The sequence below is a fragment of the Streptomyces rubiginosohelvolus genome (assembly GCF_014649875.1).
GTDB lineage: Bacteria > Actinomycetota > Actinomycetes > Streptomycetales > Streptomycetaceae > Streptomyces > Streptomyces rubiginosohelvolus.
In genome coordinates this window covers 326,647-337,558 of sequence record NZ_BMTW01000007.1, presented here as the reverse complement: position 1 = coordinate 337,558, position 10,912 = coordinate 326,647, and the positions used below count along the sequence as shown (strand labels likewise).

At 71.3% G+C, this 10,912-nt stretch carries 8 protein-coding genes; 3 read left to right on the top strand and 5 right to left on the bottom strand.

Annotation, left to right across the window (positions count from 1 at the left end; translation table 11 throughout):
• Positions 1 to 2,939, bottom strand: a 2,939-nt coding sequence (locus tag IE134_RS18880) for an FG-GAP-like repeat-containing protein (protein WP_229823646.1), incomplete at its 3' end; no start/stop codon positions are given.
• A gap of 211 nt (positions 2,940 to 3,150) precedes the next feature.
• Complete coding sequence (locus tag IE134_RS18875; protein ID WP_030712150.1) at positions 3,151 to 3,660, bottom strand: NUDIX domain-containing protein; 510 nt, start codon at positions 3,658 to 3,660, stop codon at positions 3,151 to 3,153.
• Between the two features lie 111 nt (positions 3,661 to 3,771).
• Between IE134_RS18875 and IE134_RS18870 the strand changes: the two genes are divergently transcribed.
• Positions 3,772 to 5,430 carry an FAD-binding dehydrogenase gene (locus IE134_RS18870; protein WP_098895196.1) on the top strand — a complete coding sequence of 553 codons (1,659 nt, stop codon included), beginning with the start codon at positions 3,772 to 3,774 and terminating at the stop codon, positions 5,428 to 5,430.
• Positions 5,431 to 5,593: 163 nt separating this feature from the next.
• Here the strand turns inward: IE134_RS18870 and IE134_RS18865 are convergent, their stop codons facing one another.
• Positions 5,594 to 6,019: an ASCH domain-containing protein gene (locus IE134_RS18865; RefSeq protein WP_030712155.1), complete on the bottom strand. Its 426-nt coding sequence runs from the start codon at positions 6,017 to 6,019 to the stop codon at positions 5,594 to 5,596.
• Positions 6,020 to 6,222: 203 nt separating this feature from the next.
• Here IE134_RS18865 and IE134_RS18860 point away from each other — a divergent pair, with 203 nt between their 5' ends.
• A complete protein-coding gene (locus IE134_RS18860) occupies positions 6,223 to 7,194 on the top strand; it encodes a hypothetical protein (protein ID WP_097885379.1) in 972 nt (323 codons plus the stop codon).
• A gap of 92 nt (positions 7,195 to 7,286) precedes the next feature.
• Positions 7,287 to 8,858, top strand: coding sequence for an APC family permease (locus IE134_RS18855; RefSeq protein WP_030712160.1), 1,572 nt, complete (start codon positions 7,287 to 7,289; stop codon positions 8,856 to 8,858).
• Positions 8,859 to 8,966: 108 nt separating this feature from the next.
• On the opposite strand, the gene IE134_RS18850 is transcribed toward IE134_RS18855, so the two are convergent.
• Together IE134_RS18850 and IE134_RS18845 are read right to left on the bottom strand one after the other, a co-directional pair.
• The gene (locus IE134_RS18850) at positions 8,967 to 10,364 is read right to left on the bottom strand and encodes a GntP family permease (RefSeq protein ID WP_030712164.1); all 1,398 of its coding nucleotides are present in this window, start codon (positions 10,362 to 10,364) and stop codon (positions 8,967 to 8,969) included.
• 11 nt (positions 10,365 to 10,375) lie between these two features.
• Positions 10,376 to 10,885, bottom strand: a complete 510-nt coding sequence (locus IE134_RS18845) for a gluconokinase (protein ID WP_098020482.1) — start codon at positions 10,883 to 10,885, stop codon at positions 10,376 to 10,378.
• Positions 10,886 to 10,912 lie beyond the last annotated feature (27 nt).

The following is a 10,912-nucleotide window of genomic DNA, read 5'->3' as shown; positions in this document are numbered from 1 at the left end:
AGGTCACCGTTGGCGGTGCGTGCGATCAGGTCGGCATGCCGGTCGCCGTTGAGGTCGCCCGCGCCGACGATGGTGAGGCCCTTCCAGCTGGTGCCGATCTTGCCGGTGCGGGTGAAGCCGCCGGCGGCGGTGCCCGCGTACAGGTAGAGGTCGCCCGTAGCGGTCTCGCGGGCCACCAGGTCGGGGCGGCCGTCGGCGGTGAAGTCGCCGGAGTAGGTCAGGCCGTCGAAGGGCTTCCAGCCACTGCCGATCTTCGCGGACGGGGCGTCCGGGGTGACGGCCTTTCCGCGCTCGGGGGAGTAGCGGTACAGGAGGCCGTCCTTGTCGGTGACCAGGGTGTCGTTGGCGCCGTTGCCGTCGAGGTCCCCGAAGGGGATCAGCGTGGAGGTGGTGGGCCAGGTGCCGCCGTCGGCCTTCGCCGACACCACGCCGGAGGCGTTGCCCTGGTAGACGAGCAGGGAGCCGTTGGTCCCGCGGGCGTAGAGGTCCGGGTGGCCGTCATTGCCGACGTAGTCGCGGCGCACGGTGGCACCGCCGGTCACCTGCACCGTGCCGGACACCGAGAGGTCCGCCTGGACACCGTCGGCGGGCTTCGCGGTCAGGGTCCACGTGTAGGCACCGCTCGGTGCGTACGCCCCGGTCCCGTCCATGCCGTCCCACGACGGCGCGACCAGCCCGCGGGCCTCTCCGCCGGAGAGCTTCCGCACGGTCTGCCCGGTCGCCTTGCTCTTCAGCGTCAGCGTCCACGATCCCGCCGGCTTCGACAGCCACCAACGCGGCTTCCACGCACCGGCCTTGATGTCCGCGGCGGGTGCGTCCGCGTCGATGGCGGCGATCGGGGAGGCCGGAACACCGGACGGGACGATCCGCACCCGGCGGTCCGCTCCCGTGTAGGCGATGTGACCGCCGAAGCGGTCGACGGTCCACCCGGAACGCCGGCCGGTCCGGTCGCCGAGGTCGGCGGCGGTGGCGACCACCCGCTGAGGCAGGTCGGCTTCCTTGCCGCTGACCGGGAGTCCGCCGTGCAGGTCGACCAGGGTGAGCCCGGTCGCCTCCGAACGGCGGACCAGGTAGCCGTCGCCGAGCAGCGTCTCGTCGGATCCCAGCTTCAGGGAACGCTTGGCCTGCCGGTCGTAGACGCCGGCGCCCTTGAAGTCGTTCCAGTTGTTGCTGCACCGCCAGTACACCCAGCGGCCGGCGGCCTGGAGGTCACTGGGGACGCAGCCCGCGTCGAACGACTCGACAGTGGCATCCGTCGACAGGTTCTTCGCCTCCACCCGCGTCGGCACTCCCGAGCCGCCGTCGTCCCACCGGCCGAGGGCGCTCCACAGCGTATTGCCCCAGACGGAGGCCGCGACCGGCTCCCGCTTCACCAGGGCGTCCCCCTGGTCGCCCTCCTTGAAGTGCAGGACCGCCTGCTGTCCGCCCCAGGCCTGGTTCACCACACCGAACCGGCCGGAGAGGTCGACGAGTTGCGGGCTGCCGAGCCCGGACGTCACCTGCGGCCCCCAGGGGGCGGCGCCGTTGCGGTAGAGCATGGTGACGTCCTGCTCGGTCGCGGCCTTGCGGCCGTGATGCCCGTCGCCGCTCGCGAACATGGTGACGCAGTAGACGCCCGAGGTGGGGCTGCAGCCGTCGTCGTCCCGGCCGGACACATAGCCGTCGACGGTGGAGTCCAGCTCCTCCGGCCGTCCGGAGGTCTTCAGCCAGGTGCTCCGGTAGCCGCCGATGTAGGTGCCCGGGCTGTAGTACTGCGAGTCGTCGGCCGTGGTGAGGATGCCGCTGCCCAGCGAGATGCCGGCCGGCTTGGCCTCACGGTCCTCGATGTCCGCCAGGCGCTTGCGGGTGACGGTGCCGTCCGCGGCGGAGGTGAAGAGGTAGTACCCCCAGTCGAGTGCGCCGAAGTCGGTCCGCTTCTCCGCACCGGCCACCAGGAGCGAGCCGTCGGGCGTGCGGTGCACCGAGGGGGTGGCGACGGCCAGCAGGGACTTCCAGCTTCCCTCGATGTCGCGCAGGACGAGATGGTTGCCCCGGTACTCGTTGTCGCCGGGGTTGGGCGGGGTCACGGTGACGAACTTGTCGCCGAGTGGCCGTACGACCTCGTTGTACGCGGCCACGTCCCGCAGGTCGAGGGTGACCGGCTCAGCGTCCAGGTCGTCGCGGCTGTACACGTGGGCGCCCTCGTTGGCCGGGGCGCCGAAGTGGAAGACGGTGTCGCGGTCGAAGGAGACGCTCTCACCCTGTGTGGCGAGGGCCTTCACTCTGCCGGTGGCCAGGTCGACGACCCACCACCCCTGGGACATCGTGGTGTCTTCCCACTTGATGCCGCGGACCGCCACGGACCGGGCATCGCCCTCACTGATGGAGAGGTTCCACCCTTCCGGCAGGCCGTCGAGTTCCGTGTCACGCACCTCGCCGTCCACCGTGCGCAGGAGGTGCAGACCCGTGGTGGCGCTCTCTGTTCCGGTACGGGTGATGACGGTGTCGCCGTAGGTCGCGGCGTAGGTCTGGCCCTCCGGGATCGGGACCGTGGTCACGGCCCCACCGCCGGCCCCCTGCTGGAGCGTCACGTGCGGGGTCGGAGACTCCTTGAAGAGGGCGACGGTGTCGGAACCGTGGCCGAAGTCCGACGGGTACCGGTCGAACCGGAACTCGTCCACGTCGTAGCCGAGCGGCTCGGGCAGCCGGTGGTCGAGGACGGTCGTCGCGCCGGTCGCGTAGTCGGTCCAGCGGAGGCGGTCGTCCCCCTCCTGGGCGGTGAGGAATCCGGTCTCGCCGGCGTTCAGGACGATGGTGGCGCGGGGCACGAAGCGTGCGCCCGGGCTGATGACGACGGGATCGGCGGACGGGCCACGAGGGTCGGCGACGGCCGTCCCCGTGGCGGTGCCGATGCCGGCTGTCACGGCGAGCGTGACGGTGAGAGCGATGTGGCCGAGCACGCGCCGACGGCGCGTCGCCCGTCTGTTCAGCGGACGCATCACGAAAAGAGCCCCTCCCCAGGTGACCGACGCAGGGGGGACACGCGGAACCGCTGCTCGCCCCCCGCGAGAGAGGCGACAGTATCAGGAGGGATCGCTACCACGACATCCGGTTTCGAACCTGTTCAAGGATCGGTCGCGACCTGGTCGCTGACCGTCCGTGTACGTCCGGTCAGCCCGCCCGCAGTTCCCGCAACCGCCGGTACGCCTCCAGCCCGTCCGGCACCCAGGGCCACTCGCCGAGCCGCCGCTCCAGCTCGGCGTCGTCCAGGAACGCGTGCCAGGCGACCTCCTCCACCTGTGGCGAGACCGGCAGCTCGCACCGCACCTGATAGACGGCCGACCACCAGGTGTGCTCGCCGTCGGCGTAGAGGAACCGGAACAGCGGTTCGGGCCGCGGAAGCCCCGAGACGCCCAGCTCCTCCTCCGCCTCGCGCAGCGCCGCCTCCTCGTACGACTCGCCCGCACCGACGACCCCGCCGACGAACATGTCGTAGTGCGAGGGGAAAACGAGCTTCGTGGCCGTACGCCGGTGGACGAAGATCCGCCCCTCCGCGTCCCGCGCCTCGATGAACACGCAGCGGTGCCGCAGCCCCCGCGCGGTCGCCTCGCCGCGCGGGGCCTGGCCGATGACCTCGTCGTTCTCGTCGACGATGTCCAGAATCTCGTCAGAAGGCGTCATGCGTTTCATCCAACAGCAGCCGGACGGTTGACGTGGCAGCGGCCGGTATCCAAGATCTGACGCACGGGTAACTTGTCTCCCTGCCCGCCCCTCCCCGACAGGATGGAACCCATGGCGTACGACGCTGATGTGATCGTGATCGGGGCGGGACTCGCCGGGCTCGTGGCCACCGCCGAACTGGTCGACGCCGGCCGTTCCGTGATCCTCCTCGACCAGGAGCCCGAGCAGTCCATCGGCGGGCAGGCGCACTGGTCCTTCGGCGGGCTCTTCCTCGTGGACTCGCCCGAACAGCGCCGGATGCGGATCAAGGACAGCCGGGAACTGGCCCTCCAGGACTGGTTCGGCACGGCGGGCTTCGACCGCGAGGAGGAGGACCGCTGGCCGCGCAGATGGGCCGAGGCGTACGTCGACTTCGCCGCCGGTGAGAAGCGTTCCTGGCTGCACCAGCAGGGGCTGCGGATCTTCCCGGTCGTCGGCTGGGCAGAGCGCGGCGGCTACGACGCCAACGGTCACGGCAACTCCGTCCCGCGCTTCCACATCACCTGGGGCACCGGACCCGGCGTCGTCGCCCCCTTCGAGCGCCGCGTCCGCGAGGGCGTCGCCAAGGGGCTCGTCCAGCTGCGGTTCCGCCACCGGGTCACCGGCCTCGCCCGCACGGCCGGGGTGCTCGACACGGTCACCGGCGAGATCCTGGAGCCCAGCGCGGCCGAGCGCGGCACCGCGAGCAGCCGGCAGGCCACCGACACCTTCGAGCTGAAGGCCCAGGCGGTGATCGTCACCTCCGGCGGCATCGGCGGCAACCACGACCTGGTCCGCGCCCAGTGGCCCGAGCGGCTCGGCACCCCGCCCGAGAAGATGCTCTCCGGCGTCCCCGCCCATGTCGACGGGCTGATGCTCGGCATCGCCGAGAAGGCGGGCGCGCACCACATCAACAGCGACCGGATGTGGCACTACACCGAGGGCATCGAGAACTGGAACCCGATCTGGTCCAAGCACGGCATCCGGATCCTGCCCGGCCCCTCGTCCCTCTGGCTGGACGCGCGCGGCAAGCGGCTGCCGGTCCCGCTCTTCCCCGGTTTCGACACGCTCGGCACCCTCGAACACATCATGGGATCGGGCCACGGCTACACCTGGTTCGTGCTCAACCAGCGCATCATCGGCAAGGAGTTCGCGCTCTCCGGCTCCGAGCAGAACCCGGACCTGACCGGCAAGTCCGTCCGCGACGTGATCGGCCGGGCCCGCGCGGACGTGCCCGCACCGGTGAAGGCGTTCATGGACAACGGCGCGGACTTCGTCGTGGAGAAGGACCTCGACGCCCTGGTCCGGGGGATGAACGCGATCACCGGCGACGGCCTGATCGACGCGGCCGAGCTGCGCCGCGAGATCACCGCCCGGGACCGCGAGATCGCCAACCCGTTCACCAAGGACCTCCAGGTCACCGCGATCCACGGGGCCCGCGCCTACCTGGGCGACCGCCTCATCCGCACCGCGAAGCCGCACCGGATCCTGGACCCGGCGGCGGGCCCGCTGATCGCCGTCCGCCTCAACATCCTCACCCGTAAGTCCCTGGGCGGCCTGGAGACGGACCTGTCCTCCCGCGTCCTCACCGCCGAGGGCACCCCGCTCCCCGGCCTGTACGCGGCGGGCGAGGCGGCGGGCTTCGGCGGCGGCGGAGTCCACGGCTACCGCTCCCTGGAGGGCACGTTCCTGGGCGGCTGCATCTTCTCGGGCAGGGCGGCGGGCAGGGCGGCAGCAGGGGCGGTCACCTGACGGTTTCGAGGACCGAGCCTGGTCTTCAAGCCCCTCCGGCGATCGCGGACCGGGCCCGCAATCCAAGCCCCTCCGGCGATTGAGGAGCGGGCGCCGGGGCAGAGCCCCGGCGTTCACCCGGCCGAAGGCCCGCCCTCACCCCGCGGACGAACCGAACCCCCGGTCACCCCATCCGCTCGACCACCCGAAACCGCTCCGCGACAATCATCGTCCCGTCGTCCACCGTGAACGCCGGATCCCCCAACGCCTCCCGCATCTCCTCGCTGTGCCAGAACCGCTCGTGCCCCGCCCGCCACTCCGCCACCGACGTGTACCCCTCACCCTCGTCCAGCGCGTGCTGCAGATCGACGGCCCCCAGCGGCAGCACCCGTACCTCGGTCACCTCGACCACCGCCACCTCCCGGCCGTCCGAGTCGATCAGCGCGGAGCGTTCGCCCACCGGAGGCAACTCCTCCTGCTCCATCTCGTACTCGCACAGCAAACCGGTGGTCGACACCTTCTCGCCGGACAGGACCGCCGCCACCAACCGGTCGCGCAACGGCCCGGGAAAGGCGAGGAGGAAGGGGGCGAGGGGTTCACGAGGCTCCATGCACGCAGTGTGTCAGGCGTCACCTCCACCCCGCCCGCCCCACCCGCACGCTGCGCCGATACCGCCGACGGTCGAGCAGATCCAGCCAACTGGCCGAGAAGACGGAGCAGTTGCCGGACGGTGCCCCTTGACGTGGAGCATGACCTGCCGCTTTGCTGTGCGCGATCATCTGCTCGCACACCGCATCGAAAGAAGCCCGCGGCATGCCCCCGCCCCCGCCGCCCCTGGGTCGCTCCCGTCGCCGGGGCAGCCGCTCGGACCACGTCTTCGACCCGGCTCTCGACGACGGCGAACTCATCGCCGCACGCGGACAGTTCGTCCAGGGCAGATGGTCCGACGCACGCACCCTGCTGGTGGCCACCGGGCGGGACTGGGACCGCCGCGGCCATCGGGTACTCGCTCTCGCCGAGACCTCGTCCGCCGAGGACTGGGCCGGTGACTGGCTGCTCGTCGAACCCGAGAGCGCCGACGCGGCCGTCCTCCTCGCCTGCGCCCGGGTCGTGCGCGCGCTGCGGCCCAAGGCCAGGGCGAACGACGCCGCCCGCGCCCGGGAAGCCTGCCTGGCCGCCGCCCGCCGCACCCCCGAGGACCCCACCCCCTGGCTCGCGCTGCTCCTCCTGGACCGCGGCCGCGACGACGGTACGGACGAGACCGGCAGGCTCTTCGAGGAGGTGCGCTCCCGCCACCCCGATCACCACCACGCCCACCACGTGATGACCGCGCTGCTGGCCGAGAGCAACCCCGAGAGCGGCCACGACCCGCTCCACGAGGTGTACGACTTCGCGGCCTGGGCCGCCGAACTGGCCCCCGCCGACTCCCCGCTGGCCGTACTCCCGGTCGTCGCCCACGCCGAGCGCTACCGCGTCCTCGTCGCCGCCGGCATCGAGCCCGACGACCCGGCGCGCTCCGAGCACTGGTCCGGCCGCCGGGCCCGCCAGGTGATGAAGGCCGCCTTCGACTGGTGGCTGGAGTGGGAGCGCGACGACCACCCGCGCCACCGCCTCGACCTGAACTTCCTGGCCCACGCCAAGGTCTGCGAGGGCCGGCCCGCCGAGGCCGCCGCCCTCTTCCACCGCATCGGCTCCTACGCCACCCCCGCGCCCTGGTCGTACTCCGGCCACGAGCCCCACGCGGCGTTCACGGCCGCGCGCACGTACGCACTCGGCACCCCGTGAAGCACCCAACGCAGCACGCAGCACAGCACGCAATGCCGCACGAAGGGCACCACCCCACCACCAGGAACCACGAGAAAGGGACCCATCCCGCCATGTCGACCGGCAGTTCATTTTCCAGCGAGACCGGCACCACCAGGGGGACGGCCGATACCGGCGGGATCAACACCTACAAGGGCGAGGACCGCGCCCTGCGCGCGAACCGCCTCGGCACCCCCGGCCTCCTCCTGTCGGTGGTGGCGGCCAGCGCCCCGCTGATGGTGGTCGCGGGCGTGATGCCCACGGTCTTCGGCGTGATGGGCATCGTCGGTCAGCCGCTGCTCTACATCATCCTGGGCGTCGTCCTGATGCTGTTCAGCGTCGGCTACGCGGAGATGAGCCGGCACGTCCACAACGCCGGGGCGTTCTACGCGTACATCGCCCGGGGGCTCGGCCCGACCGCCGGCGCAGGGGCCTCGCTCGTGGCGCTGGTGGCGTACAGCGCGATGCAGGTCGGCATCTACGGGATCCTCGGCTTCGAGGTCTCCGGCATCTTCGCCACCTACCTCGACATCGAGCTGGCGTGGTGGATACCGGCCCTGGTCTCGGCCGCCGTCGTCGGCGTCCTCGGCTGGCTGAAGATCGACCTCAACGCCAAGGTCCTCGGCGTCCTCCTGGTCATCGAATGCGCCCTCGTCGTGATCTTCGACATCGCCGCCGTGGGCAAGCCGGGCCCCGAGGGCCTGTCGCTGCACGCCTTCAACCCCGAGACCCTCACCGGCGCCGGGCTCGGCACCGCGCTCTGCTTCTGCATCGCCGCGTTCGTCGGCTTCGAGCAGGCCCCCGTGTACGCGGAGGAGACCAGCCGCCCGCAGATCGTGGTCTCCCGGGTGATGTTCCTCGCGGTCGGCTACGCCGCGCTGTTCCTGGCCATCAGCTCCTGGGCCCTGACCGTGGCCGCCGGACCCGGCTCCATCGCCGACACCTCCCTCAAGGAGGGCCCCGGCATGCTGTTCGGCCTCACCGAGGAGCGGCTCGGCTCCACCTTCACCGACGTGCTGCACATCCTCTTCGTCACCGGGATGTTCGCGGCGCTCCTCAGCTTCCACAACGTCGTGGCCCGCTACGCGTTCGCGATGGGCCGCGAGGGCCTGCTGCCCGCCCGCTTCGGCCGCACCAACCGGGCGAGCGGCGCTCCCGGCACCGGTTCGCTGCTCCAGTCCGCCGTCTCCGTCGTGATCATCGCGGCGTTCGCGTTCACCGACGACAACCCGGTCGGCGACCCCACCGCCCCCGTCCTGCGGCTGTTCACCTGGATGGGCAACGTCGGTGCGCTCGGCGTCATCCTGCTGATGGCCGCCGCCTCCTTCGCCGTCATCGCCTTCTTCGTCAAGCGCGGCGCCGGCCGTGCGCAGGCCCCGCGCCTGGTCGCCTCCGCCCTCGCCGGACTCGCGCTCCTGACGATCGCCGTCTTCACCGTCCGCGACTTCGACGTCCTCGTCGGCTCCGGACCCGGCTCGGCCCTCAACTGGCTGCTGCCCGGCGTGATCATCCTCGCCCTCGCCGGCGGCCTGGTGTACGGGGCGGTGCTGCGCAGGGCCAAGCCCGAGGTGCACGCCCGGATCGGCCTCGGCAACGAGGCGTTCCAACTGGAGAAGGCGGCCGAGAGCGAGGCGTCCCACCGCTGACACACCCCCGTACGCGCGACGTGAGCACGCGCGGCGTACGCACGCGAGACGCCCGCCCCGGTGACGTACCGGGGCGGGCGTCCGTCGTTCATCGCCGTACGGAACCGGCTACAGCAACAGCGACAGCAGCAGGATGAAGGCCATGGCGACCACGGAGATGATCGTCTCCATCACCGACCAGGTCTTGATCGTCTGGCCGACGTTCATGCCGAAGTACTCCTTCACCAGCCAGAACCCGGCGTCGTTCACATGGCTGAAGAAGAGCGAACCGGCGCCGACGGCCAGCACCAGCAGTGCCGCGTGCGAGGTCGACATGTCCGCGGCCAGCGGGGCGACCAGACCGGCGGCCGAGATCGTGGCGACCGTGGCCGAGCCGGTGGCGAGGCGGATCGCGACGGCGATCAGCCAGCCCAGCAGCAGGGCGGGGATCGACCAGTTCTCGGAGAACTCCAGGATCATCTGCCCCACCCCGGCGTCGATCAGCGTCTGCTTGAAGCCGCCGCCCGCGCCGACGATCAGCAGGATGCCGGCGATCGGGGCGAGGGACTTCTCCACGGTGCCGGCGATCCGGTCCTTGGTGAACCCGGCGGCCCGGCCGAGCGTGAACATCCCGACCAGCACGGCCGCGAGCAGGGCGATCAGCGGCGAACCGATGACCATGGTGACCTTCTGGAGGCCGTTCTCCGGGTTGTCGACCACGATCTCGACGAGCGCGTTGAGCAGCATCAGGACGACCGGCAGCAGGATCGTCGCCAGGGTCGCGCCGAAGCTCGGACGGCGTTCCAGGTCCTCGGAGGGGCGCTGCGGGATCATGTTCTCCGGCGGCTTGATGTCCACCCAGCGCGCGGCGTAACGGGAGAAGACCGGACCGGCGATGATCACCGTCGGGATGGCGACCAGCACACCGAGCGCCAGCGTCACACCGAGGTTGGCGTCCAGGGCGTCGATCGCGACCAGCGGGCCGGGGTGCGGCGGGATCAGCCCGTGCATCACCGAGAGCCCGGCGAGCGCGGGGATCCCGATCCGCATCAGGGAGTAGTTGCCGCGCTTGGCGACGAGCAGCACGACCGGGATCATCAGCACGATCCCGACCTCGAAGAACAGCGGCAGGCCGATGATCGAGGCGATGAGGACCATCGCCCAGGGCATGGCCCGGCCACTGGCCTTCGCCAGGATGGTGTCGACGACCTGGTCGGCCCCGCCGGAGTCGGCGAGCAGCTTGCCGAGGATCGCGCCGAGCGCGATCAGGACGCCCACGCCCGAGACCGTGGAGCCGAGGCCCGCGGTGAAGCTGAGAATCGTGTCGCCCGGGGCGGCTCCGGCGAAGGAGCCGAGCGCCAGCGAACCGATGGTCAGCGCCAGGAACGCGTGCATCTTGAGCTTGGTGATGAGGAGAACGATGACGGCGATACCCGCCAGGACGGCGATGCCCAACTGAGCGTTGCCTGCCGAGGTGATCGGTTCGGCGGCGTCCGCTGCCAGCATCTCGACGCTGAGACTGGTCACGGTGATGGTCCTTAACTGTCGAGCCGGCGCAGCGCGGCGACGGCTCGCTGGGTGATTTCCTCGGGGGTGCCGGACACGTCGACACTCACCCCGGCCTCGTCGGCCTGGAGCGGCTGCAGCGTCGCGAACTGCGAGTCGAGCAGCGCGGTGGGCATGAAGTGGCCCTTGCGGTCCGCCATCCGCTCCTCGATCAGCGCCCGGTCACCGGTCAGATGCAGGAAGAGGGCGTCCGGCGCCCCGTCCCGCAGCCGGTCCCGGTAGACCCGCTTGAGCGCGGAGCTGGAGACGACCCCGCCGAGCCCCGCCCGCCCGTGTGCCCACTCACCGATGGCGTCCAGCCAGGGCCAGCGGTCGTCGTCGTCCAGCGGGGTGCCGGCCGACATCTTGGCGATGTTCGCCGGGGGATGGAAGTCGTCGCCCTCGGCGTACGGAACGCCGAGGGCGGCGGCGAGCAGGGGACCGATCGTGGTCTTGCCGGTTCCTGCTACGCCCATCACCACGACGACGTGGGGGGTGCTCATGCGGGGTGCGGTGCTCATGGGGGTGTC

Coding starts and splice junctions, on each gene's coding strand:
- IE134_RS18875 (WP_030712150.1), bottom strand. CDS start 3,660: ATGACGCCTTCTGACGAGATTCTGGACATCGTCGACGAGAACGACGAG.
- IE134_RS18870 (WP_098895196.1), top strand. CDS start 3,772: ATGGCGTACGACGCTGATGTGATCGTGATCGGGGCGGGACTCGCCGGG.
- IE134_RS18865 (WP_030712155.1), bottom strand. CDS start 6,019: ATGGAGCCTCGTGAACCCCTCGCCCCCTTCCTCCTCGCCTTTCCCGGG.
- IE134_RS18860 (WP_097885379.1), top strand. CDS start 6,223: ATGCCCCCGCCCCCGCCGCCCCTGGGTCGCTCCCGTCGCCGGGGCAGC.
- IE134_RS18855 (WP_030712160.1), top strand. CDS start 7,287: ATGTCGACCGGCAGTTCATTTTCCAGCGAGACCGGCACCACCAGGGGG.
- IE134_RS18845 (WP_098020482.1), bottom strand. CDS start 10,885: ATGAGCACCCCCCACGTCGTCGTGGTGATGGGCGTAGCAGGAACCGGC.